The sequence below is a fragment of the Streptomyces sp. NPDC058469 genome (genome assembly GCF_042721125.1).
Taxonomy (GTDB): domain Bacteria; phylum Actinomycetota; class Actinomycetes; order Streptomycetales; family Streptomycetaceae; genus Streptomyces.
In genome coordinates this window covers 1-22,279 of the sequence record NZ_JBHXME010000108.1, presented here as the reverse complement: position 1 = coordinate 22,279, position 22,279 = coordinate 1, and the positions used below count along the sequence as shown (strand labels likewise).

The following is a 22,279-nucleotide window of genomic DNA, read 5'->3' as shown; positions in this document are numbered from 1 at the left end:
GGGGGCCACAGGCATGATCCGCATCAAGGCTGGGGTGCCCCGCAGGACGCGCCCGAGGACGCGTGCCCGCCGTCCGCTGCGCAGGGCGCTCGCCCTGGGGCTGCCCACGGTCTGGGGCGCCATAGCGATCACCTACAAACTCGCCTGCCCGCTCGCCCAGCAGAACAGCCTGGGCGCACGCATCGTCACCAGCGCGGTGTTCTTCGCGGTCGGCACCGGTCTCATCGTCCAGGTCCGCCGCTCCCTGCTGCGCGAACTGCGGCAGATCCGTCAGATCGCCGGCGCCGCCCAGAACGCCCTGCTCCGCCCACTGCCACCTCGCCTCGACGGCCTGAACATCGCCGCCGCCCAACTGTCCGCCGAACGCGGGGCGGTGGTCGGCGGCGACCTGTACGAGGTGGTCGCCACCGAGTACGGCGTCCGGGTCGTGATGGGCGACGTACGCGGCCACGGCATCTCCGCGATCGGCACGGTCGCCGCCGTCCTCGGCAGCTTCCGCGAGGCCGCCCACGACGAGCCCGACCTGGACGGCGTCCTGCGCCGCCTGGAGCGCGCCCTCGCCCGCCACCTGCGCGAACGCGCCCGCGCGGAACATCCCTCGTCGGGCGGCCTCGACCCCGACAGCCCGGTCGCCGAGGAGTTCGTCACCGTATTGCTGCTGGAGATCGGGAGGGACGGCGAGGTGCGGGGTCTCAACTGCGGTCACCCGTGGCCGTATCTGTTGAGCGGAGCGAGTGTGGAACCACTTGCCCGGGCGGATCCACTCCCACCTCTCGGCCCGTTCCCGTTGCCGACGGAGTTGCCGTTCGTCTGCTGCGGCCAACTGCTCCCGGGCGAGGCCCTGTTCCTCTACACGGACGGAGCGGAGGACGCCCGTGACGCGCGGGGCCGTTTCTTCCCATTGAGGGATGTGTTGACCGCGGCGGTGGCCCAACACCCGCTTCCCGTACCCCAGTCGGTCCTGGGTTCGGTCTTCACGGCTCTACTCCGCCACACAGGCGGCACCCCTACGGACGACGTGGCGGTGCTCGTCCTGAGCAATGACCGCAAGCTGGCGCATCCCTACCCAGGGGCGCGGGACTGTGACATCAGCGGCTCCGCCGCCGGGGCGCGCTCAGCCACAACGCACCCGCAGCCGACCAACTACCGACAGCCCAACGGTGTTTAGTCGCCCCGCAAAGCCAGGCCGCCGCACTTACGAGGGGGAGCCGGCGGCCCGGCCGGCCTCTTGCGAGGCAATCCAGTCAACCGGTTGGAAACTCTCCGCGACAGTGTGCACACGCCGCGGATTCGCGTACTCCGTTCACACCCCGTGTGAGCGGACCCGCACTACTCTGTCCGCACCGAGTCACCGGGGGGCCATCCATGCAGCCCAACACACTCCTCGACGCGATCCTGGACGAGGCGGGAATCTCGCACGCGGGACTCGCCGCACACGTGAACCAGGCGGGACGAGCCCGAGGGCTCGCGCTACGGTACGAACACACCGCCGTGGCACGGTGGTTGAAGGGCCAGCGCCCGCGGGGCCAGGTCCCCGACCTGATCTGTGAGGTCCTCGCGACCCGCCTGCACAGACCCGTCACCCTCGACGACATCGGCCTCGGTGTACCGGGCGAACCGTCCGCCCCGCACGGCACCTCCCTCTCCGGCTTCGTCGAGCGGGCCACCGCCCTGTGGCGCTCCGACGAACAGCAGCGCCCGCACATCCTCGGCGCGCCCGCCGTCACCGGGACGCCCGCGGTGATGCCCGTGTGGGAGTGGGAGAACCCGCCCGAGGACGTCGACGTCTCGCGCGGCGGCCGGCACCGGGTGAGCATGGCCGACATCGAGATGCTGCGCGCGGCCCGCGCCCACTACGAGCAGATGTACCGCAAGGCCGGCGGCGTCGCGACCCGCACCCGCATCGTCGGCTTCCTCAACTCCGAGACCGCCCCGCTGCTGCGCGGCAGCTACACCGATGCCACCGGCCGCCAACTGCACCGCGCCACTGGTGGGTTGGTGGCGATCACGGGCATCTGCGCCTACGACTCCGACGCGCACGGCCTCGCCCAGCGCTACTTCCACCAGGCGCTCAGACTCGCAAAAGCCAGCAACGACAGGGGACTTGGCGCGTACGTCATCGCGTTGCTCGTCAACCAGTCGCTGTTCATGCGGGAGTTCCGCCAGGCCGTCGCCTTCGCGGAGGCCGCGCTGCGGGCGGCCGGCCGGCAGATCACCCCGGCGCTCGCCTCCGACCTGTACGCGATGCAGGCGAAGGCGTACGCGCACCTCGGCGACGGCACGAGCGCCCTGTCCTGCATCCGGCGTGCCGAGCAGGCCGCCGAACGCATCCGGCGCGGATACGAACCCGACGAGACCGGCTATGTCCAGCCGGGACTGGTCAACGTCCAGGTGGCGGAGGCGCTTCTCAGCCTCGGCGATCTGACGGCGGCGGGGGAGCACGCCACGGCGGCCGTGGACACTCCGGCACACGACCGGGGCCGCGTGCACCGGCTGGCCATGCTCAGCCAGATCGAACTGCGCCAGGGAAACGCCGACAAAGCGGTGGCCACGGCGCTGCAGATGGCCGAGCAGGCACGGGGCATGGAGTCCCAGCGACTGCGCGACAGACTCCGCGCGGTACGCGAGTACCTGGTGCGCAGCGACTGCGCGGGTACCACCGAGGCGGCCGAACTCATCGACGGGGCACTGCGCGTACCGCTGTAGAAAGCGCCCTGGAAAGCGCCGTAGACCACAACACAGTCCCTGCTGCGATATTGCCACTTACTCGACGGAAGGTGGCAGAACCGTGCAGTGGACGAAACAGAACGAACAAACTGTGTACTCAAATCGCTGGTTCAGCGTCAATCTCGCCGATGTCGAACTACCCGACGGCCGGCACCTCGACCACTTCCTCATACGGCTACGTCCGGTGGCCGTGGCGACGGTGGTCAACGAAACCAACGAAGTACTCCTCCTGTGGCGGCACCGCTTCATCACCGACAGCTGGGGGTGGGAGCTCGCGGCCGGCGTCGTGGAGGACGGCGAGGACATCGCGTGCGCGGCCGCCAGGGAACTGGAGGAGGAGACCGGCTGGCGGCCGGGGCCCCTGCACCACCTGATGAGCGTGGAACCGTCCAACGGGCTCACGGACGCCCGGCACCACATCTACTGGGCCGACGAGGGCGAGTACACCGGACACCCCGTGGACGACTTCGAGTCGGACCGCCGGGAGTGGGTGCCGCTCAAACTCGTACCCGACATGGTCGCCCGCGGGGAGGTCCCGGCCGCCAACATGGCGGCCGCGTTACTGCTGTTGCACCACTTGAGGCTCGGGGAGGATGCAGCGCCCCAAAGGGGCGCGGGGAACGGCGCGACCAGCCACGACGTACCCGCAGCCAACCCACCGTCCTTCGAGCGGAACGTCTAGCGTCCCAGGACCTGCCAGACCGTCACGACAAGGGCGCCCACGGCGGTCAGCGCCGCGATGGCCGGCAGCGGCCACCGGGTGTGCTCAAGTGCAAAGATTCGCGCGCTCAGATCGTCCAGTTCCTTGTCCGTTTCCTCGGTGCGATGGCTGAGCAGGGCCAGCCCTCCCTCGACACGCGCGTAGGCGACGTCGAGGCGGCGGCGTAACTCTGCGAGTTCTCCATGGACCACGGGATGCTCGGGGTCGGCGGTCACGGGTCCGCTCCTTTCCGTAGTCGGAACATCCCTTGCATGCGCATGAAGAGTCAACTCGCCTGGTGGGCACGTGGGGAGAGTGTGCGAGCGGCATATGCGGGCCCGGCGCGCACACGGTGTGTGAATGGCGCGGGCCCGGCACTCCGAAGAGTGCCGGGCCCGCAACCGCCAAAGTATTACGGTGAGTTGCCTAGCGAAAGCGCGAAAGGTGCTCAGGCGTAGGTGTAGAAGCCCGAGCCGGACTTACGGCCGAGGCGGCCCGCGTCGACCATGCGCTGGAGCAGCGGGGGAGCGGCGTACAGCGGCTCCTTGAACTCCTCGTACATCGAGAAGGCGACCGAGGCGACCGTGTCCAGGCCGATCAGGTCGGCCAGCTTCAGCGGGCCCATCGGGTGGGCGCAGCCGAGCTCCATGCCGTTGTCGATGTCCTCGCGGCTGGCGATGCCCGACTCGAACATCCGGATCGCGGACAGGAGATAGGGGATCAGCAGCGCGTTGACCACGAAGCCGGAGCGGTCCTGCGCGCGGATCGCGTGCTTGCCCAGCACCTTCTCGGCGAACAGCTGGGCGCGGCCGAGCGTGCCCTCCGAAGTGGTCAGCGCCGGGATCAGCTCGACGAGCTTCTGCACCGGGGCCGGGTTGAAGAAGTGGATGCCGATGACCTGGTCGGGGCGCGAGGTGGCGACCGCGAGCCTCACCAGCGGGATCGAGGAGGTGTTGGAGGCCAGGATCGCGTCGGGACGGGTCACGACCTGGTCGAGCACCTGGAAGATCTCGGTCTTCACCTGCTCGTTCTCGACGACGGCCTCAATCACGAGGTCACGGTCGGCGAACTCGCCGAGATCGGTGGTGAAGCTGAGCCGCGCCTGCGTCTCGGCCAGCTCCTCCGCGGAGATCTTGCCGCGCTCGGCGGCCTTGGTCAGCGAGTTGAACAGCCGGGTCCGGCCGATCTCCAGGGCCTCGCCGGTGGTCTCGGCGACCTTCACGTCCAGACCGGAGCGGGCGCACACCTCGGCGATACCAGCGCCCATCTGGCCGCAGCCGACCACTCCGACGCGCGCAATGTCTCCCGCTGGGATGCCCGTCACATCGTCCCCTTCGCTGATCTACGACTGTCACAGGACCCCGTTGTTCGACGCCTGCTCCGATCGTGCACGTTACCCGCAAGTATCGATGATCGATCGCCGGGGTCGGGCATTCTGGGGCGCGGAGACGATCCGTGACGGCACGGATCCACAGCGTATGGGGGTGTGCAGATGGGGCGATTGTCACGTCGGGCGTTCGCGATGGCCGCGTTGTCGACGCTGGCCACGACGGGCAGCGCGGCGGCCGAGACCGGGAGCGTGCCGACCGGGGCCGGGAGCCTGTCGGCGGCGGCCAGGCGTCCGCGCGCGGTCACCGAGATGCGGGGCGTGTGGCTGGCGACGGTGGCCAACCGCGACTGGCCCTCCCGCCCGGGCCTCACACCGGCGCAACAGCGCACCGAACTGATCGCCCACCTTGACGCGGCGGCCCGCGACGGCCTCAACACGGTGATCTTCCAAGTACGGCCCACCGCCGACGCGTTGTGGCCCTCGCCGTACGAGCCCTGGTCCCAGTACCTGACCGGCACCCAGGGCAAGGCCCCCGGCTGGGACCCGCTGAAGACGGCCGTAGAAGAGGCGCATGTGCGGGGGCTGCAACTGCACGCCTGGTTCAACCCGTACCGGATCGCCAACAACACCGACCTGACCAGGCTCGTCGCCTCGCACCCCGCGCGCAAGCACCCGGACTGGGTCGTGGCGTACGGCGGGAAGCTCTACTACAACCCCGGGCTGCCCCAGGTCCGCGCCTTCGTCGAGGACGCGATCCTCGACGCGGTGAAGAAGTACCCCGTGGACGCGGTCCACTTCGACGACTACTTCTACCCGTACCCGGTGGCCGGCCAGACCTTCGACGACGACGCGGCCTACGACACGTACGGCAGCGGCTTCACCGACCGGGCCGCCTGGCGACGCGACAACATCGACAAGCTGATCCGCGAGACCGCCGCCCGCATTCAGCAGATCCGCCCGGGAACGCGCTTCGGGATCAGCCCCTTCGGCGTGTGGCGCAACATCGCGACCGACTCGCGCGGCTCCGACACCCGGGCGGGGGTGCAGACGTATGACGACCTCTGCGCGGACACCCGGAAGTGGGTGCGCGAGAACTGGATCGACTACATCGTCCCGCAGCTGTACTGGAACATCGGCTTCGCCGCCGCCGACTACGCCAAGCTGCTGCCCTGGTGGGCGGAGGTCGCGCGCGGCACGAAGACGCGGCTGTACGCGGGGGAGGCGCTGTACAAGGCGGGCGACCCGGCGCAGCCCGCGGCCTGGCAGGACCCGGCCGAACTGTCCCGGCACCTCACCCTCGCCGCCAAGTACCCCCAGGTCGGCGGACATGTCTTCTTCGCCGCCCGGGACGTCGCGGTGGACCCGGTCGGCGCGATGGCACGGGTGGTCGCCGACCACTACCAGCAGCCGGCGAGGCCCCCGCGCTGAACTACCGTTCCGCGTCCGGGTACTTGACGTCCTGGCGCCTGATGTCCTGGTGCTTGATCTCGCAGTCGGGGCCGGGCGACATCAGGGCCTCGTGCCCGTCGGGGAACCGGACGCGGTAGGGCGGACCACCCTCCGTGCCCAGCACTTCGACGACCTCCGAGACCTGGTCGTGCCGCCCGACCATCCTGCCGTGCTGGACGAGCCGATCACCCACGGTCGCACGCATCTGTCGCGCCTCCTCACCGAATCGGGAGCACCGGTCCCTGCCTTTCGAGACCTTCGAGACACTTCGAGTCTACGGCGGGCCGCCCGGCCGGGACCGGGACGTGCGCGCCTCTCAGCTCCGGGCCCGCTGCGTGACGGCGATGCACACCAGCACCGCCGCCGCGGTCAGCGGGGCGGCCACGGTGAGGTGCTCGCCGAGGAGCAGTACCGACCAGACCAGCGTGAGCAGCGGCTGGGCCAACTGCAGTTGGCTCGCCTTCGGGACACCGATGGCCGCCATGCCCCGGTACCAGACGACCAGCCCGGCGAACTGCGAACCGGCGGCGACCCACAGCAGCCCGGCCACGCTGTGCGCGGTGAGGTGCGGGGTGTCGTACGACAGCGCGATCGCGGCGGCGGGCCCGCTCAGCGGCAGGCACAGGACCAGCGCCCAGGCGATGACCTGCCAGCCGGGCATGATCCGGGCCAGCCGGCCGCCCTCGGTGTAACCGGCCGCGCAGACCAGCAGCGCGGCGAGGAGATACAGGTCTGCGGTGGTCACGGCGCCGCCACTCTGCTGGACCGTGAAGGCGAGCACCGCGCCGGCGCCCGCGAGCGCGGCCGTCCAGAAGGTGCGCGAGGGGCGGATACCGGTGCGCAGCGCGGACAGGGCGGCGGTCGTCAGCGGCAGCAGACCGACGACCACCGCGGCGTGCGCGGTGGTCGACGTCTCCAGCGCGAGCGTGGTGAGCAGCGGGAAACCGACCACCACGCCTGCTGCTACGACGGCGAGCCCGCCCCAGTGCCGACGACCGGGCACGGGGACGCGCAGCGCCAGCAGACAGCCACCCGCGATGACCGCGGCGAGGACGCTGCGCACGGCCACCAGCGACCAGGCGCCGAAGCCCTCCAGCCCCCAGGCGGTGGCGGGGAAGGTGAGGGAGAAGGCGATCACACCGAGCGCGGCCTGGACGGTACCGGCGCGGACTCCGAGTGCGGGCGCCCGCACGGCAGGAGCGGGGCTGGTGCTGACCGCTATCGCGCTCGGTGCAGTAGCGCTATCGTGTGCTCTCATGCATGAGCGTAGCAGCGTAGGAGAACTGGCGAATCACCTGCGACAGGAGCTCGACCGCTACTCTCCCGGTGGAAAGCTGCCGTCGAGCCGGGCGCTCGTCGAACGGTTCCGGGTGAGCCCCGTGACCGTCTCGCGCGCCCTCGCGCAGCTGGCCGCCGAGGGACTGGTGGTCACGCGGCCCGGCGCCGGCGCGTTCCGGGCGACGCCCCGTCCCGCGACCGCCGCCGCGGGGGACACCTCCTGGCAGGAGGTCGCGCTCAGCGCGGACGGCACCGCCGACTTCGTCCCGCGCACGGTGGACGCGTCCGCGGTCCTGACCACGCTGGCCGTCCCGCCGCCGGGCGTGATCGAGTTCAACGGCGGCTATCTGCACCCGTCCCTGCAGCCCGAGCGCGCGATGGCCGCGGCCCTGTCCCGGGCCGGCCGCCGCCCCGGCGCCTGGGGTCGGCCGCCGATGGAGGGCCTGCCGGAACTGCGCGAGTGGTTCGCGCGCAGCATCGGCGGAGCGGTGACGGCCGCCGACGTCCTGGTCAGCGCGGGCGGCCAGACCGCGCTCACCACCGCACTGCGCGCCCTCGCACCCCCCGGCGCACCGGTCCTCGTCGAATCCCCCACCTACCCGGGCATGTTGGCGATCGCCAGGGCGGCGGGCCTGCGCCCGGTCCCGGTACCCGTGGACGCGGACGGCGTCAAACCGTCCCTGCTCGCCGACGCGTTCCGCGCGACCGGCGCCCGGGTCTTCGTCTGCCAGCCCCTGTTCCAGAACCCGACCGGCGCGGTCCTCGCCCCCGCCCGCCGCCCGGAGGTCCTGCGCATCGCCCGCGACGCGGGCGCCTTCGTCATCGAGGACGACTTCGTACGGCGGCTGGTGCACGAGGACGCGGGCCCGCTGCCGCGCCCGCTGGCCGCCGACGACCCCGACGGAGTCGTCGTCCACGTCGGCTCGCTCACCAAGGCGACCTCGCCCAGCTTCCGGGTCAGCGCACTCGCCGCGCACGGCCCGGTACTGGAACGCCTGCGCGCCATCCAGGTCGTCGACACCTTCTTCGTCCCCCGACCGCTCCAGGAAGCGGCCCTCGAACTCGTCGGCTCCCCGGCCTGGCCACGCCATCTCCGCGCCGTCTCAACCGAGTTGAAGACCCGCCGCGACACGATGACAACCGCCCTGCGCCTCGAACTCCCCTCCTTCTCCCTCCCGCACATCCCCTCCGGCGGCTACCACCTCTGGCTCCGCCTCCCCGACGGCACCGGGGGCACCTCCCAGGCTTTCGGCTCTGCGGGAGAGCAGTCCCTGACGATCGCGGCCCTCCGCACAGGCGTCTCCATCACCCCCGGCCGGCCCTACTTCAGCGCCGAACCCCCGGCCGCCCACATCCGGTTGAGCTTCGCGGCGGTCGCGGGGACGGGCGAGATCGTGGAGGGCGTACGGCGGCTCCGGGCGGCCTACGACGAGGTGCTCTAACCCGGAGGCACCGGCACCAGGGCGCCGGTGAACTCCAGGGACGCGAACAGCTCCGGCGTCAGATGGACGCCCGTGAGGCGATGGGCGAGCGCGAAGGCGGCCTCGCTGTGCAGGCCGTAGCTCCGATCCTTGTCCTCCCTCAGGTCGAAGCCCGACTCCCTCATCTCGGCGAGGAGTTCGGGTTCGTCCGCGTGGCTGCCGTCTCGGGCGTAGGCGAAGAGCGGCTCGAAGTGCAGCCGTATCTCCCCGTCCTCGAACCAGTAGAAGTGGTCCACCGCGTTCACATTGCGGAAGTGGGAGACCACCGTGCGCCCGCGTGAGACCGGGAGCATGGCCTCGCAGGTCACACCCAGATAGCCGTTGTGCTCGACCATCAGCGACCAGTCGCCGACCGCGGCGACACCGACGAACAGCGGGTCCCCGTAGTGCTCGTCCCAGGAGTCGTACGACGGCTCGTGCAAAGCCTCGACACCGGTGACCCGTATATCCGACTCCGCCCCCAACTCGTGGAGCAGCCGGTCCGGTGTGATCGCCCGGACCAGCGTGACGCAGTAGGCGTGCATGAGCGGGGCATGCTTCGCGTGGAGCCATGTGTAGTCGTCGGCGGCGGTCATCCGTGTCATGGTCCAAAGCCTGCCACCCGCCACTGACAACGCCCGGACCATCGGGCAAAACCGCTCGACACCTCACTCCCTGACCTGCAATTCTCCCGCCATGAGCGACATCCCGAGCCTCCCCGACGGCTATGAGTTCTCCGCCGACCCCGCCCGCGTCGACATCGACCGCACGTACCGCTGGCTGTCCACCGACGCCTACTGGGCGATGGGCCGGCCTCGTGAGAAGCACGAGCGCGCGGTCGCGTCCTCGCTGAACTTCGGGGTGTACGACACGGCTTCGGGGGAGCAGGTGGCGTACGCGCGCGTGGTCACCGACCAGGCCGTGTTCGCGTGGCTGTGCGACGTGTACGTGGACCCGTCGGCGCGCGGCAAGGGCATCGGTACGGCGTTCGTCGGCGCCGTACGCGAGGAGTTGCGGCCGTTCGGACTGCGCCGGATCCTGCTTGCCACGCACGACGCCCACGGGGTGTACGAGAAGCTCGGGTTCAAGCCGCTGGAGCGGCCCGACCGGTGGATGGCCCTCGCTTTCGAGTGAGTTGTCCGCCTGGTCCTGACCTCGAAGTAAGGTTTCGCCCACCCTGGGTAACTCTCATCCGGCACCCCTTGACCTGCGTACTTCGGCGGGATCACGATCGCCGCATGCAACTTCGGGTCACGTTCGTCGCCGCCGCGCGCAGCTCCCCGCTGCTCGCGGAGCGCTTCGAGGACGACCGCCCGCTTGACCAGGCGGGCTGGGACGAGGTGCAGCGCGCCGCCCCGGTCCTGCTGCCGCTGGCGGCGGCGGAGCTGCGCTACTGCTCACCGACCCCGCGCAGCCGGACCACGGGCGACGGCCTCGGTTACACCCCACTGGTGCAACTCGCCCTGCGGGACTGCGACATGGGCCGCTGGCGCGGCCTGACCCTCGGCGAGGCGATGGCCCGCGAACCGTCCCTGGTGGACGACTGGCTGGCCGACCCACGCTCCACCCCGCACGGCGGCGAGTCCCTGCTGTCCTTCATCTCCCGCGTGGGCGGCTGGCTGGACACCCGCCCCGACGACGACGGCGGCCGCATAGTCGCCGTGGCCGAACCCTCCGTCATCCGGGCCGCGTTGGTCTACGCCCTCAAGGCACCCCCGTCGACCTACTGGAACATCGACGTACGGCCCTTGTCGACGACTACGGTCACGGGGCACGCGGGGCGCTGGAATCTGCGGTTCGACGGGGCGGCGGTTCAGTCCAGGCGGGGGTAGGGCGGGGTGAACTCGGCTTAGGGGCGACAGGGTTCGCCGACACTCAGCGCGGACGCGCGCACTCCGTGCGGGCTCCGGGTGGAGCGGGCCGGTTCGCTGACGCCGAGTCCAGGCGGGCGTAGTCGCTACGAACTCCGCGTGGAACCAGCCAGGTTGGCCGACACCCGGCCCACACCGGCGGAGACCTGTGCGCACGCGGAACGGCCCCAGCCGCCGCACTCTGCACTCAGCCCACGCGCGCGAAACCCGGCATCAACTCCGCCTGAAACCAGCCGTATTCGAGGAGTCTCGCCACCCGCACCCGCACCCGCACCCGCACCCGCACCCGCAGTCGCCACGAACCCCGCCCGGCACCGCCCGAATCCGCCACCACTCAACCCACGCGCACGTACTCCGTACTCAGCACCAGATCCTTGGCGGGCCCGCCCACCCGCCACACAGTCCGCCAGTGGTCCGCGTCCAATACCGTGAACTCACCCCGGTACAGATCCGCCGAGCAGGGATGGTCGGCGACATGGTGCCCCGAGGTCAGATCCAGGTCGTGGAAGGGGCGCCCGTCGCCGAAGCGCACGTCGGCCACCCCAGGCACCCCGCCCGGCAGGAACCGTAGAGTCCGCTCGGCGGGGCGGGGCACGCCCTGCCACGTGAAGGTGCCCGACTCCGTGTGCAGCAGGCCTCCTTCCGAGAGTGCGCTGAAGACGGTCGTGCCCGCGAAGTCGCCCTCGTCCCCGCTCGCCAGGTCCCGCACGGACCGCCGTACCCGCCAACTCCCGGACAGATACGCCAACGCATCCGGCACCGGCCAGAACTCGCCCATCGTCACCCCTTCCCGCTCCGCCGCCGACGCCGGCCGTCCGGCGAGTCGGTGGGCGTCTTGCGTCGAGCCTGGGCCCGGATCTCGTGGTGCGACGCGTGACTCGTGGCCCGGAGGGCCTCCTCGTCCGCGGCCAGAGCGCCGCTCATGGCGCCGCCGGCGGTGCCGCGGCGGCGAATCGCCGGGCCGGCCAGGAGAAGAACCCCAGAACGGCGGCCAGGAAGCCGAGCAGGGCCAGGTACGGGAACAGCGCATGCATGCCCTCGACCCTACGTCCCGCCATACCCCGGCCCCATTGACGTGCTCACGCCCCTTCCCTATCTTGCCGTTCGAAGTATTGACCGACGTTTGATATTTCGAACATCCTCAGAGCAGCTTCCGAGCAGCTTCAGGGCAACTTCAAGAGCCGCGGAGTATCCATGTCACGCACCAGCCGCACCCGCCTGAGACTTGCCTTAGGGGCAAGCGCTTTCCTGCTGGCGACGGCCGTCGTCCCCGCACCCGCGCACGCCGAGGACGTCACCGACTACGCGATCACCGTCGATCCGAGCATGCAGGGCGCCTCGATCGACAAGACGATGTACGGCGTCTTCTTCGAGGACATCAACCGCGCGGCCGACGGCGGCCTGTACGCCGAGCTCGCGCAGAACCGGTCCTTCGAGTACTCCACCGACGACAACAAGTCGTACACCCCGCTCACCGCCTGGACGGTCGCGGGCACGGCCCAGGTCGTGAACGACGCCGGCCGCCTCAACGAGACCAACCGCAACTACCTCTCCCTGGCGGCCGGTTCGTCCGTCACGAACGCCGGTTACAACACCGGCATCGCCGTCGAGGACGGCCAGAAGTACGACTTCTCCGTGTGGGCCCGCGCCGACAGCGGCACCACACTCGCCGTGAGCCTCCAGGACACCGGCGGCACATTGGCGACCGCACGCCAGGTGAAGGTGAGGAAGCACGGCTGGGCGGAGTACAGGGCGACGTTCACCGCGACCCGCACCAGCACCACCGGCCGTCTCACCGTCGCCTCCTCCGACGCGACCGCCCTCGACATGGTGTCCCTCTTCCCCCGCGACACCTACAAGCACGAGCCGAACGGCCTGCGCAAGGACCTCACCGAGAAGATCGCCGCCCTGCACCCGGGCTTCGTGCGCTTCCCCGGTGGCTGCCTGGTCAACACCGGCTCCATGGAGGACTACAGCGCGGCCTCCGATTACCAGCGCAAGCGCTCGTACCAGTGGAAGGGCACCGTCGGGCCGGTCGAGACGCGCGCCACGAACTCCAACTTCTGGGGCTACAACCAGAGTTACGGCCTCGGCTACTACGAGTACTTCCGCCTCGCCGAGGACATCGGCGCGATGCCCCTGCCCGTCGTACCGGCGCTGGTGACCGGCTGCGGCCAGAACAAGGCCGTCGACGACCCCGCGCTGCTCAAGCGGCACATCCAGGACACCCTGGATCTCATCGAGTTCGCCAACGGACCGGTGACGTCGAAGTGGGGCAGGCTGCGCGCCGAGATGGGCCACCCCAAGCCCTTCCACCTCACCCACATCGAGGTCGGCAACGAGGAGAACCTCCCCACCGAGTTCTTCGCCCGCTTCACCCAGTTCCGTACGGCGATCGAGGCCAAATACCCGTACATGACCGTGATCTCCAACGCGGGCCCGGACGACAGCGGTTCGACCTTCGACACGGCCTGGCAGCTCAACACGGACGCCAAGGTCGACATGGTCGACGAGCACTACTACAACAGCCCGCAGTGGTTCCTGCAGAACAACAACCGCTACGACTCCTACGACCGCACCGGCCCGAAGGTCTTCCTCGGCGAATACGCCTCCGGCGGCAACGCGTTCAAGAACGGCCTCGCCGAAGCGGCGTACATGACCGGCCTCGAACGCAACGCGGACGTGGTCAAACTCGCCTCGTACGCTCCTCTGTTCGCGAATGAGGACTACGTCCAGTGGCGCCCGGACCTGGTGTGGTTCAACAACCACGCCTCCTGGGGCTCCGCCGACTACGAGGTCCAGAAGCTGTTCATGAACAACGTCGGTACCCGCGTGGTGCCTTCGACGGCCACCGGCACACCGTCACTGCTCGCCCCGATCTCCGGCGCGGTCGGCCTGTCGACCTGGGCGACGAGCGCGGCGTACGACGATGTGAAGGTGACCGGCGCCGACGGGACGGCGCTGCTGAGCGACGACTTCTCCGGTGACGCGTCCCGGTGGACCCATACGGGAGGCGGGAGTTGGAGCCTCCAGGACGGGCAGTACGTCCAGACCGACACCACCGCCGAGAACACCATGGTGTCCGCGGGCGACCCGGCCTGGCACGACTACGACCTGCACGTGAAGGCCACCAAGACGGCCGGAAAAGAAGGCTTCTTGGTCGCGTTCGGCGTCAAGGACACCGGCAACTACTACTGGTGGAACCTGGGTGGCTGGAACAACACCCAGACCGCGGTCGAACAGGCCGTGGACGGCGGCAAGTCGACGCTGATCGCCAAGCCGGGGACCATCGAGACGGGCCGTGCCTACGACGTCGACATCAAGGTGAGGGGCCGTCAGGTCACCCTGTACCTCGACGGACAGGAGTGGGGCAGCTTCGCCGACGACAAGCCGGCCGAGCCGTTCCGTCAGGTCGTCACCAAGGACGCGAAGACCGGTGACCTGATCGTCAAGGTCGTCAACGACCAGTCCTCGGCGGCCCGTACGGCGATCGACCTGGGCGGCGCCAAGGTCGCGTCCAGGGCGAAGGCGACCACGCTCGCCGCCGCACCCGACGCGGTGAACAGCGAGACGGCGACCGCGGTCGCACCGGTCGTGTCCACCTTCAAGGGCGTTGCCGACAAGTTCAGTTACACCTTCCCGGCGAACTCGGTGACGTTCCTGAGGATCAAGCGGAAGTAGCTTCGTTTCGAGCCGAGGGTCAGGCGGAGGTGGTGTCGGTACCCGGCGTGGGCTGCTGTCCCAGCGGCAGCAGTCCACGCTCGGCGAAGACCTTCTTCGCGGCGAAGGTGGCGTTCAGCGCCTTGGGGATGCCGCAGTACACGGCGGAGTGCGTCAGGGCTTCGATGATCTCCTCGGGCGTGAGGCCCACGTTCAGCGCCGCGTTCACGTGCACATCGAGCTGCGCCTCGCAGCCGCCGAGCGCGGTGAGCATGCCCAGCGTCACCAACTGGCGGTCGCGCGGGGCGAGTCCGGGACGGTCGTAGATCTCGCCGAAGGCCCAGGCGACGACCTGGTGACCCAGTTCGGGGTTGACGTCGGCGAGCGAGTCGACGACCCGCTGTCCGGCCTCGCCGTCGACCCGCTTCAGGACCTCCAGGCCGTGGGCGAAACGCTCTTCACGGGTGGTGCTCGCGCTCATGTCAGCTCATCCGATCCCTGCTGCTCATCGAGGAGCAGCTGTTCGTAGTGGTCGATCTTGTCGTCCAGCGCGGACGCGTTACGGCGCAACGCCCTGATCCGGGCGGCCAGTTCGGCACGGTGCTCACGGAGCATCGCCAGCCGGTCGGCGACCGTGACGACCCCCGCCGTCCGCAGCGCGGCGAACCTCTGCATGTCGGCGATCGACATACCCGTCTCGCGCAACCGGAGCAGAAACTCCAGCCAGGCCAAGTCCGCCGCCTGGTACCGCCGTTGGTTGCCGGTGGTCCTTCCGACCCGTTCGATGAGGCCGGCCTTCTCGTAGTAGCGCAGGGTGTCGTGCGAGAGGCCGGTGCGCTCGGCGACCTGGGCGATGGTCAGGGTCGGTTCCCGGTCCCGGGAGAGGGGCTTCAGGGGCTGTCCGCTGCTCATGAACACAACGGTAAAACCTGGAGCGCGCTCCAGGTCAAGCCCGTCCGGGGATTACCGCGTACTTGCCCCGCTACAGCGGGCGCGGGATCTGTATCCGAACCTCTGGATCACGCTTGACCTGGGAATTACCCAACCCGCACACTTGTCCGGCCCCCGGGGAGGGGGTTGGCGAGGGGGATTCCACATGAGCCGGGCGACCACGATCGACGTGTACCAGGACCGCTGCGAGCAGCTGTTCCTGGCCGGAGGGAACGCGGCCGTCAGGCGCGCCGCGCAGGAGGGGCTGGACGAGCTCGGGCCGCAGGCCGATCTCTACTGCTGGCTGGCCCTCGGGCATGCCGCCGAGGACGACGACGACCACGACGATCGCGCGGAGGAGGCGTTCCGGGCGGGACTCGCGCTTGACGGCGACCATCTGGGGCTCCTCGCCGGTTACGCCGAACTGTGCCTGCGTGCCGACGCGTTCGAGTACCCCGGCCGTGCCGCGCGTGCCCCCGTTCTCTCCCGGCGGCTGAAGGAACTGGCACCGGAGTCCGCCGAGGCCGGACAGCTCGCCGCCGTCGAGCGCTGGGCCCGACGCGGTTACTGGGAGGACATCAGGATGAGGGCGGTGGCCGGTGCGCTCTCGGGCCGTGACACCGAGGCCCAGGCCCGCGCCCTGGCCGAGGACCTCCGGCAGGGGGACGGCGCGAGCATGCGGCACGCCGATACCGTCGACCGTGACGCCACCGTGCGCGCCGCGACGCTGGAGGCGCTGTCCGGTCCGTGGAACGCGCCGATGCGCCTCCTCGGCCGGCATCGGACGGCCGCGTGGGCGGTCAGCGCCATCCTGTGCTTCGTCACCAACACGACGCTGCGGCAGACGGGAGTCGTGGACTCCTTCAGTGCGTGGGGCTACCTCTGGGTGATCCCCGTACTGATCGTCGACCGCCGTTTCGCCGCGGTCCGCAAAGAGGCCGAGGCCCGCCACCTCGCCCGCCTCGAAGCCGTACTCGCCGAGCGACACTGACCGGGACGCCGTAGCCCACCCACCCGCAGCCCCCCGGCGGGCCATGCCGCATGAGCACGTAGAGCGCACGTGTCGGGTTGTCGTCAAGATCCGTGTCAGGACCGGGCGAGGACGCAGAACTCGTGGCCCTCCGGGTCGGACAGGCACTTCCAGGGGACGTCGCCCTGGCCGACGTCGAGGTCGGTGGCGCCGAGGGCCCGCAGCCGGGCCACCTCCGCCTCCTGGTCGTCGCTGGGGTACCGCAGCAGGTCGACATGGACGCGGTCCGGCACGGTCTTCACACCGGTGCGGAGGAACTCGAGATACGGGCCGACTCCCTTGGCGGAGCGGAACACCGCATGATCGTCGGTCACCTCCTGCAGGGTCCAGTCGATCGCCTCGCCCCAGAACCGGGCCATGGCCCGCGGATCCGCGCAGTCGACGATCACCGCGGCGATCGGCCCGGTGTCCCGGTGGGCCTCCCGGGGCTCCAGCACGCAGAACTCGTTGCCCTCGGGGTCGGCGAGGACCGTCCACGGCACATCGCCCTGGCCCACGTCGGCGGGCGTCGCGCCGAGATCCTTGAGGCGCGCGACCAACTCCGCCTGATGGGCCGCCGAGGTGGTGGCGAGATCGAGGTGCACACGGTTCTTCGTCGTCGTCTTCGGTTCCGGGACGGCGATGACGTCGATGCCCACGCCGACCGGGTCAAGCCAATCGAAACCGTCGGGTTTGACGTAGGTCCCTCCGGGTTCCTCGCCGACGACACGCCAGCCGAGCGCCTCCGCCCAGAAACGGCCGACCGCCGACTCGTCAAGGGCCTTTATGTTCACCAGGACAGGTCGCAGTGTCATGCCGGTGATCCTATGTACCCGCTCCGCGACAGCCGGCCTGTGTGCATACCCACTCACCCAGATTGCATAAACGTGCAGCGAAACGTATAGTCATGCCATCGAAGAGGAGGGTTCCATGGCGGTACGTGCGGCAGTGGCCGGAGCGAGTGGATACGCGGGCGGGGAACTGCTGCGTCTGCTCCTGGCGCACCCCGAGGTCGAGATCGGTGCCCTGACCGGCAACTCCAACGCCGGGCAGAAACTCGGCGCGCTGCAACCGCATCTGCTGCCGCTCGCCGGTCGAGTCCTCCAGGAAACCACCCCGGAAGTCCTCGCCGGACACGACGTCGTCTTCCTCGCGCTGCCGCACGGGCAGTCCGCCGCCGTCGCCGAGCGGCTCGGCCCGGACGTCCTCGTCGTCGACATGGGCGCCGACTTCCGGCTGAAGGACGCGGCCGACTGGGAGCGCTTCTACGGCTCCTCGCACGCCGGCACCTGGCCCTACGGCCTTCCCGAACTCCCTGGCGCCCGCGCCGCGTTGGAGGGGTCCAAGCGCATCGCTGTGCCCGGTTGCTATCCGACGGCCGCCTCCCTCGCGCTCTTCCCGGCGTACGCCGCCGGGCTCGCCGAGAACGAGGCCGTGATCGTCGCCGCCTCCGGCACCTCTGGCGCCGGCAAGGCCCCCAAGGCGCACCTGCTCGGCAGCGAGGTCATGGGCTCCATGTCGCCGTACGGCGTCGGCGGCGGTCACCGGCACACCCCCGAGATCATCCAGAATCTCGGTGCGGCCGCCGGTGAGCCCGTCACCGTGTCCTTCACCCCGACCCTCGCGCCGATGGCCCGCGGCATCCTCGCCACGTGCAGTGCCAAAGCGCGTGAAGGGGTTACCGGGGAGTCCGTGCGCGCCGCCTACGAGAAGGCCTTCGCCGAGGAGCCCTTCGTGTATCTGCTCCCCGAGGGGCAGTGGCCGGCGACGGCGTCCGTCTACGGTTCCAACGCCGTTCAGGTGCAGGTCGCGTACGACGAGGCCGCGGGACGCATCATCGCGATCAGCGCCATCGACAATCTGACCAAGGGCACCGCGGGCGGTGCCGTACAGAGCATGAACCTCGCCCTCGGGCTCGACGAGTCCACCGGGCTGACGACGATCGGAGTCGCGCCGTGAGTGTGACGGCAGCACAGGGATTCACGGCCGCGGGCATCGCCGCCGGGATCAAGGAGAACGGCAACCCGGACCTGGCCCTCGTGGTCAACGACGGGCCCCGCCTCGCCGCCGCGGGCGTCTTCACCTCCAACCGCGTCAAAGCCGCGCCGGTGCTCTGGTCCGAGCAGGTGCTGAAGGGCGGCAAGGTCTCCGCCGTCGTCCTCAACTCCGGTGGCGCCAACGCCTGTACGGGGCCGAAGGGCTTCCAGGACACCCACGCCACCGCCGAGAAGGTCGCGGACACACTCGGGCTCAACGCCGCCGAGGTCGCCGTCGCCTCCACCGGGCTCATCGGACTCCTGCTCCCGATGGACAAGCTGCTCACGGGAGTTGAGACCGCCGCCGGTCAACTCTCCCCGCACGGGGGCGAGAAGGCCGCCATCGCCATCAAGACCACCGACTCCGTCCACAAGACCGCTGTGGTGACGAAGGGCGGCACGGACGGCAAGGGTGGTTGGACCGTCGGCGGGATGGCCAAGGGCGCCGGCATGCTCGCTCCCGGCCTCGCCACCATGCTCGTCGTCCTCACCACCGACGCCGACGTCGAAAGTGACGTACTGGACACGGCACTTCGGGCCGCCACGCGCACCACCTTCGACCGGGTCGACTCCGACGGCTGCATGTCCACCAACGACACCGTGCTGCTGCTCGCCTCCGGTGCCTCCCAAGTCACCCCGGAATACACGGAGTTCGCCGAAGCCGTCCGAGCCGTCTGCGACGACCTCGGCCAGCAGCTCATCCGCGACGCCGAGGGCGCCAGCAAGGACATCAAGGTCGAGGTCGTCAACGCCGCGAGCGAGGACGACGCCGTCGAGGTGGGCCGTTCCATCGCCCGCAACAACCTCCTCAAGTGCGCGATCCACGGCGAAGACCCCAACTGGGGACGGGTGTTGTCCGCGATCGGCACGACGCGGGCCGCCTTCGAGCCGGACCGGCTCAACGTCGCGATCAACGGCGTCTGGGTCTGCAAGAACGGTGGCGTGGGCGAGGACCGGGAGAAGGTCGACATGCGCTACCGCGAGGTGCACATCGTCGCCGACCTTGCCGCCGGGTCCGAGACCGCGACGATCTGGACGAACGACCTCACCGCCGACTACGTCCACGAGAACAGCGCGTACTCGTCATGAGCGCTACGCGCAAGCACACCGCGCTGCCCAAGGCGCAGATCCTCATCGAGGCGCTGCCCTGGCTGACCCGGCACAACGGCAAGACCGTCGTCATCAAGTTCGGCGGCAACGCCATGATCGACGAGGACCTGAAGGCCGCGTTCGCCCAGGACGTCGTGTTCCTGCACCACGCGGGCCTCAAGCCCGTCGTCGTGCACGGCGGCGGCCCGCAGATCAGCGCCGCCCTCGACCGGCACGGCATCGTCAGCGAGTTCAAGGCCGGCCTGCGCGTCACCACCGAGGACGCCATGGACGTCGTACGGATGGTGCTCGCGGGGCAGGTCCAGCGCGAGTTGGTCGGACTGCTCAACCAACACGGGCCGCTCGCCGTCGGGTTGACCGGCGAGGACGCGCACACCATCACCGCCACCAAGCATCTGCCCGAGATCGACGGGGAGTTGGTCGACATCGGGCGGGTGGGTGAGATCACCGCGATCGACACGGGCGCGATCGAGGCCCTGCTCGCCGACGGCCGTATCCCGGTCGTCTCGTCGATCGCCAGGAGCGAGGACGACGGACATGTCTACAACGTCAATGCTGATACGGCGGCTGCGGCACTCGCTGCTGCGCTGGGCGCCGAGACTCTCATGGTCCTCACGGACGTCGAGGGTCTCTACGAGGACTGGCCGCACAGCGACGAGGTGATCAGCCGCCTCACCGCCACCCAACTGGAGAAGCTGCTCCCGGAGTTGAGCTCCGGGATGGTGCCGAAGATGGAGGGCTGTCTGCACGCCGTGCGCAACGGCGTGACCACCGCCCGGGTCATCGACGGCCGGGTCCAGCACTCGATCCTGCTGGAGATCTTCACCGACGAGGGCATCGGCACGATGGTCGTGCCGGACGAGCTGCCCGACTCGAAGTCCGCCAAGAAGAAGTCCGCCAAGAAGTCCGGCAAGAAGCAGGGGGATGCCGTATGACCGCGAATGAGGAGCTGACCCAGCGGTGGCAGGGGTCGCTCATGAACAACTACGGCACCCCGAAGCTCTCCCTCGTCCGCGGCGCGGGCGCCAAGCTCTGGGACGCCGACGGCAACGAGTACATCGACTTCGTCGGCGGTATCGCGGTCAACGCGCTCGGGCACGCCCACCCGGCGATCGTGGAAGCCGTCAGCAAGCAGATCGCCGAACTCGGCCATGTCTCCAACCTCTTCATCGCCGAACCGCCCGTCACGCTTGCCGAACGGCTCCTTGAGCGCTTCGGCCGGGACGGCAAGGTGTTCTTCTGCAACTCGGGCGCCGAGGCCAACGAGGGCGCCTTCAAGATCGGCCGGTTGACGGGCCGTCAGCACATGGTCGCCACGCAAGGCGGCTTCCACGGCCGGACGATGGGCTCCCTCGCCCTCACCGGCCAGCCCGCCAAGCAGGAGCCGTTCCTGCCGCTGCCCGGCGATGTCACGCACGTGCCCTACGGCGACGCGCAGGCGCTGGCCGCCGCCGTCACCGAGGACACCGCGCTCGTCATCATCGAGCCGATCCAGGGCGAGAGCGGGGTGGTCGTACCGCCCGCCGGATACCTGAAGGCGGCCCGTGCGATCACCGCCGCGCACGGCGCGCTGCTGGTCCTGGACGAGGTGCAGACCGGAGTCGGCCGTACCGGCCACTGGTTCGAGTTCCAGGCCCACGAAGGCGTCCTGCCCGATGTCGTCACCCTCGCGAAGGGGCTCGGCGGCGGGCTGCCGCTCGGCGCCACCGTCGCCTTCGGGCGCGCGGCCGAGCTGCTCCAGCCGGGCCAGCACGGCACGACGTTCGGCGGCAATCCGGTCGCCTGCGCCGCCGGACTCGCCGTACTCGACACCATCGAGGCCGAGGGCCTGCTGGAGAACGTGAAGCGGCAGAGCGAGAGGATCCGCGACGGAATCGAGTCACTGGGCCACCCGTTGGTCGGCCATGTCCGGGGCGCGGGGCTCCTCCTGGGTATCGTGCTCACCGAGCCGCTCGCGCCCCAGGCGCAACAGGCGGCTCAGGACGCCGGCTTCCTGGTCAACGCGCCCGCCCCCGACGTCGTACGGCTGATGCCACCGCTGAACCTCGGCGACGACGAGGCGGACGCGTTCCTCCGGGCGCTGCCCGGTGTCCTGGACGTGGCCAAGGGGGACGGATGATCCGGAGAATGAGTCGACGATGAGTCAGGCGCAGGAGCACGAGCACACAGCGGGGCCGGCCGTGCCGCAGACCCGCACCGCCCGCCACCGCCGGATCGTGGACATCCTCAACCGGCAACCGGTGCGTTCCCAGAGCCAGTTGGCGAAGCTGCTGTCCGACGACGGGCTGAGCGTCACCCAGGCGACGCTCTCCCGGGACCTGGACGAGCTGAACGCGGTGAAGATCCGCAACAACGACGGCGACCTCATCTACGCGGTACCGAGCGAGGGCGGTTTCCGCACCCCGCGCGTGCCGTTGGGGGAGTCGGCGAAGGAGGAGCGGATGCGGCGGCTCTCGTCCGAGCTGCTGATCTCCGCGGAGGCCTCCGCCAACCTCGTGGTCCTGCGCACCCCGCCGGGCGCCGCCCAGTTCCTCGCCTCGGCGATCGACCAGGCCGAACTCCAGGACATCCTCGGCACCATCGCCGGCGACGACACGCTCCTGCTGATCAGCCGCGACCCGCTCGGCGGGCAGGCCCTCGCGGACCATCTGCTGCGGCTGGCGCAGAACGACCACTGACGTACTCGTACAGGCAACGAGTCGGGGGTGCACCGGACTTC

At 69.9% G+C, this 22,279-nt stretch carries 23 protein-coding genes; 14 read left to right on the top strand and 9 right to left on the bottom strand.

From position 1 onward, the window contains the following. Positions 1-13: 13 nt before the first annotated feature. From ACFWP5_RS35025 to ACFWP5_RS35015, 3 genes are all read left to right on the top strand, one after another. A complete protein-coding gene (locus tag ACFWP5_RS35025) occupies positions 14-1,168 on the top strand; it encodes a PP2C family protein-serine/threonine phosphatase (protein ID WP_384166002.1) in 1,155 nt (384 codons plus the stop codon). A gap of 197 nt (positions 1,169-1,365) precedes the next feature. Then, on the top strand, positions 1,366-2,706 hold the full coding sequence (locus ACFWP5_RS35020) for a transcriptional regulator (RefSeq protein ID WP_384166000.1): 1,341 nt from the start codon (positions 1,366-1,368) through the stop codon (positions 2,704-2,706). A gap of 82 nt (positions 2,707-2,788) precedes the next feature. Beyond that, on the top strand, positions 2,789-3,409 hold the full coding sequence (locus ACFWP5_RS35015) for an NUDIX hydrolase (RefSeq protein ID WP_384165997.1): 621 nt from the start codon (positions 2,789-2,791) through the stop codon (positions 3,407-3,409). On the opposite strand, the gene ACFWP5_RS35010 is transcribed toward ACFWP5_RS35015, so the two are convergent. Next, positions 3,406-3,663, bottom strand: a complete 258-nt coding sequence (locus ACFWP5_RS35010) for a hypothetical protein (protein WP_384165993.1) — start codon at positions 3,661-3,663, stop codon at positions 3,406-3,408. The two genes, ACFWP5_RS35015 and ACFWP5_RS35010, sit on opposite strands and share 4 nt — an antisense overlap. Positions 3,664-3,875: 212 nt before the next feature. Next, positions 3,876-4,751, bottom strand: a complete 876-nt coding sequence (locus ACFWP5_RS35005) for a 3-hydroxybutyryl-CoA dehydrogenase (RefSeq protein WP_384165991.1) — start codon at positions 4,749-4,751, stop codon at positions 3,876-3,878. A 168-nt stretch (positions 4,752-4,919) separates the two neighbouring features. Here ACFWP5_RS35005 and ACFWP5_RS35000 point away from each other — a divergent pair, with 168 nt between their 5' ends. After that, positions 4,920-6,185 carry a glycoside hydrolase family 10 protein gene (locus ACFWP5_RS35000; RefSeq protein WP_384165988.1) on the top strand — a complete coding sequence of 422 codons (1,266 nt, stop codon included), beginning with the start codon at positions 4,920-4,922 and terminating at the stop codon, positions 6,183-6,185. Between the two features lies 1 nt (position 6,186). Here ACFWP5_RS35000 and ACFWP5_RS34995 read toward each other — a convergent pair whose 3' ends face one another. Together ACFWP5_RS34995 and ACFWP5_RS34990 are read right to left on the bottom strand one after the other, a co-directional pair. After that, positions 6,187-6,411: a DUF1918 domain-containing protein gene (locus tag ACFWP5_RS34995; protein ID WP_384165985.1), complete on the bottom strand. Its 225-nt coding sequence runs from the start codon at positions 6,409-6,411 to the stop codon at positions 6,187-6,189. 111 nt (positions 6,412-6,522) lie between these two features. After that, on the bottom strand, positions 6,523-7,464 hold the full coding sequence (locus ACFWP5_RS34990) for a DMT family transporter (protein ID WP_384165982.1): 942 nt from the start codon (positions 7,462-7,464) through the stop codon (positions 6,523-6,525). Between ACFWP5_RS34990 and ACFWP5_RS34985 the strand changes: the two genes are divergently transcribed. Beyond that, on the top strand, positions 7,463-8,926 hold the full coding sequence (locus ACFWP5_RS34985; protein ID WP_384165979.1) for a PLP-dependent aminotransferase family protein: 1,464 nt from the start codon (positions 7,463-7,465) through the stop codon (positions 8,924-8,926). The genes ACFWP5_RS34990 and ACFWP5_RS34985 overlap by 2 nt on opposite strands. Here ACFWP5_RS34985 and ACFWP5_RS34980 read toward each other — a convergent pair. Continuing rightward, a complete protein-coding gene (locus ACFWP5_RS34980; protein WP_384165976.1) occupies positions 8,923-9,549 on the bottom strand; it encodes a DUF6461 domain-containing protein in 627 nt (208 codons plus the stop codon). The genes ACFWP5_RS34985 and ACFWP5_RS34980 overlap by 4 nt on opposite strands. Before the next feature lie 91 nt (positions 9,550-9,640). On the opposite strand from ACFWP5_RS34980, the gene ACFWP5_RS34975 reads away from it, so the two are divergent. Then, positions 9,641-10,078 carry a GNAT family N-acetyltransferase gene (locus tag ACFWP5_RS34975; RefSeq protein WP_384165973.1) on the top strand — a complete coding sequence of 146 codons (438 nt, stop codon included), beginning with the start codon at positions 9,641-9,643 and terminating at the stop codon, positions 10,076-10,078. A gap of 104 nt (positions 10,079-10,182) precedes the next feature. Continuing rightward, a complete protein-coding gene (locus ACFWP5_RS34970; RefSeq protein WP_384165969.1) occupies positions 10,183-10,776 on the top strand; it encodes a histidine phosphatase family protein in 594 nt (197 codons plus the stop codon). Positions 10,777-11,149: 373 nt separating this feature from the next. Here ACFWP5_RS34970 and ACFWP5_RS34965 read toward each other — a convergent pair whose 3' ends face one another. Beyond that, entirely contained in the window at positions 11,150-11,593 is a 444-nt protein-coding gene (locus tag ACFWP5_RS34965; protein WP_384165966.1) for a DUF6314 family protein, read from the bottom strand. Between the two features lie 416 nt (positions 11,594-12,009). On the opposite strand from ACFWP5_RS34965, the gene ACFWP5_RS34960 reads away from it, so the two are divergent. After that, the gene (locus tag ACFWP5_RS34960; protein ID WP_384165963.1) at positions 12,010-14,496 is read left to right on the top strand and encodes an alpha-L-arabinofuranosidase C-terminal domain-containing protein; all 2,487 of its coding nucleotides are present in this window, start codon (positions 12,010-12,012) and stop codon (positions 14,494-14,496) included. Positions 14,497-14,515: 19 nt separating this feature from the next. On the opposite strand, the gene ACFWP5_RS34955 is transcribed toward ACFWP5_RS34960, so the two are convergent. Beyond that, positions 14,516-14,956 carry a carboxymuconolactone decarboxylase family protein gene (locus ACFWP5_RS34955; RefSeq protein ID WP_384165960.1) on the bottom strand — a complete coding sequence of 147 codons (441 nt, stop codon included), beginning with the start codon at positions 14,954-14,956 and terminating at the stop codon, positions 14,516-14,518. Then, positions 14,953-15,387 (bottom strand): MerR family transcriptional regulator, encoded by a 435-nt coding sequence (locus ACFWP5_RS34950; RefSeq protein ID WP_384165957.1) that lies wholly within the window; start codon positions 15,385-15,387, stop codon positions 14,953-14,955. The genes ACFWP5_RS34955 and ACFWP5_RS34950 overlap by 4 nt, the downstream gene beginning before the upstream one ends. 184 nt (positions 15,388-15,571) lie before the next feature. Here ACFWP5_RS34950 and ACFWP5_RS34945 point away from each other — a divergent pair, with 184 nt between their 5' ends. Further along, on the top strand, positions 15,572-16,396 hold the full coding sequence (locus tag ACFWP5_RS34945) for a hypothetical protein (RefSeq protein WP_384165954.1): 825 nt from the start codon (positions 15,572-15,574) through the stop codon (positions 16,394-16,396). Positions 16,397-16,491: 95 nt separating this feature from the next. Here ACFWP5_RS34945 and ACFWP5_RS34940 read toward each other — a convergent pair whose 3' ends face one another. Continuing rightward, positions 16,492-17,229 (bottom strand): VOC family protein, encoded by a 738-nt coding sequence (locus ACFWP5_RS34940; RefSeq protein WP_384165951.1) that lies wholly within the window; start codon positions 17,227-17,229, stop codon positions 16,492-16,494. Between the two features lie 115 nt (positions 17,230-17,344). Between ACFWP5_RS34940 and argC the strand changes: the two genes are divergently transcribed. From argC to ACFWP5_RS34915, 5 genes are read left to right on the top strand one after another with little or no spacing between them, the layout of a single operon-like run. Further along, positions 17,345-18,373, top strand: a complete 1,029-nt coding sequence (argC, locus tag ACFWP5_RS34935; RefSeq protein WP_384165948.1) for an N-acetyl-gamma-glutamyl-phosphate reductase — start codon at positions 17,345-17,347, stop codon at positions 18,371-18,373. Then, the gene (argJ, locus tag ACFWP5_RS34930) at positions 18,370-19,539 is read left to right on the top strand and encodes a bifunctional glutamate N-acetyltransferase/amino-acid acetyltransferase ArgJ (RefSeq protein ID WP_384165945.1); all 1,170 of its coding nucleotides are present in this window, start codon (positions 18,370-18,372) and stop codon (positions 19,537-19,539) included. The genes argC and argJ overlap by 4 nt, the downstream gene beginning before the upstream one ends. Further along, positions 19,536-20,495, top strand: a complete 960-nt coding sequence (gene argB, locus ACFWP5_RS34925) for an acetylglutamate kinase (protein ID WP_384165942.1) — start codon at positions 19,536-19,538, stop codon at positions 20,493-20,495. The genes argJ and argB overlap by 4 nt, the downstream gene beginning before the upstream one ends. Continuing rightward, the gene (locus ACFWP5_RS34920; RefSeq protein ID WP_384165939.1) at positions 20,492-21,679 is read left to right on the top strand and encodes an acetylornithine transaminase; all 1,188 of its coding nucleotides are present in this window, start codon (positions 20,492-20,494) and stop codon (positions 21,677-21,679) included. Before argB ends, ACFWP5_RS34920 begins: the two co-directional genes overlap by 4 nt. Before the next feature lie 19 nt (positions 21,680-21,698). After that, a complete protein-coding gene (locus ACFWP5_RS34915; RefSeq protein WP_019059868.1) occupies positions 21,699-22,238 on the top strand; it encodes an arginine repressor in 540 nt (179 codons plus the stop codon). Positions 22,239-22,279: the final 41 nt, after the last annotated feature.

Bases quoted from the DNA above. Each gene is read 5' to 3' on its own strand.
- ACFWP5_RS34980 (WP_384165976.1), bottom strand. From the start codon at position 9,549: ATGACACGGATGACCGCCGCCGACGACTACACATGGCTCCACGCGAAG.
- ACFWP5_RS34995 (WP_384165985.1), bottom strand. From the start codon at position 6,411: ATGCGTGCGACCGTGGGTGATCGGCTCGTCCAGCACGGCAGGATGGTC.
- ACFWP5_RS35020 (WP_384166000.1), top strand. From the start codon at position 1,366: ATGCAGCCCAACACACTCCTCGACGCGATCCTGGACGAGGCGGGAATC.
- ACFWP5_RS34975 (WP_384165973.1), top strand. From the start codon at position 9,641: ATGAGCGACATCCCGAGCCTCCCCGACGGCTATGAGTTCTCCGCCGAC.
- argB (WP_384165942.1), top strand. From the start codon at position 19,536: ATGAGCGCTACGCGCAAGCACACCGCGCTGCCCAAGGCGCAGATCCTC.
- ACFWP5_RS34915 (WP_019059868.1), top strand. From the start codon at position 21,699: ATGAGTCAGGCGCAGGAGCACGAGCACACAGCGGGGCCGGCCGTGCCG.
- ACFWP5_RS34955 (WP_384165960.1), bottom strand. From the start codon at position 14,956: ATGAGCGCGAGCACCACCCGTGAAGAGCGTTTCGCCCACGGCCTGGAG.
- ACFWP5_RS35025 (WP_384166002.1), top strand. From the start codon at position 14: ATGATCCGCATCAAGGCTGGGGTGCCCCGCAGGACGCGCCCGAGGACG.
- ACFWP5_RS34940 (WP_384165951.1), bottom strand. From the start codon at position 17,229: ATGACACTGCGACCTGTCCTGGTGAACATAAAGGCCCTTGACGAGTCG.
- ACFWP5_RS34945 (WP_384165954.1), top strand. From the start codon at position 15,572: ATGAGCCGGGCGACCACGATCGACGTGTACCAGGACCGCTGCGAGCAG.
- ACFWP5_RS34965 (WP_384165966.1), bottom strand. From the start codon at position 11,593: ATGGGCGAGTTCTGGCCGGTGCCGGATGCGTTGGCGTATCTGTCCGGG.
- ACFWP5_RS35000 (WP_384165988.1), top strand. From the start codon at position 4,920: ATGGGGCGATTGTCACGTCGGGCGTTCGCGATGGCCGCGTTGTCGACG.
- ACFWP5_RS34985 (WP_384165979.1), top strand. From the start codon at position 7,463: ATGCATGAGCGTAGCAGCGTAGGAGAACTGGCGAATCACCTGCGACAG.
- ACFWP5_RS34990 (WP_384165982.1), bottom strand. From the start codon at position 7,464: ATGAGAGCACACGATAGCGCTACTGCACCGAGCGCGATAGCGGTCAGC.
- argC (WP_384165948.1), top strand. From the start codon at position 17,345: ATGGCGGTACGTGCGGCAGTGGCCGGAGCGAGTGGATACGCGGGCGGG.
- ACFWP5_RS34960 (WP_384165963.1), top strand. From the start codon at position 12,010: ATGTCACGCACCAGCCGCACCCGCCTGAGACTTGCCTTAGGGGCAAGC.
- ACFWP5_RS34950 (WP_384165957.1), bottom strand. From the start codon at position 15,387: ATGAGCAGCGGACAGCCCCTGAAGCCCCTCTCCCGGGACCGGGAACCG.
- ACFWP5_RS34920 (WP_384165939.1), top strand. From the start codon at position 20,492: ATGACCGCGAATGAGGAGCTGACCCAGCGGTGGCAGGGGTCGCTCATG.
- ACFWP5_RS34970 (WP_384165969.1), top strand. From the start codon at position 10,183: ATGCAACTTCGGGTCACGTTCGTCGCCGCCGCGCGCAGCTCCCCGCTG.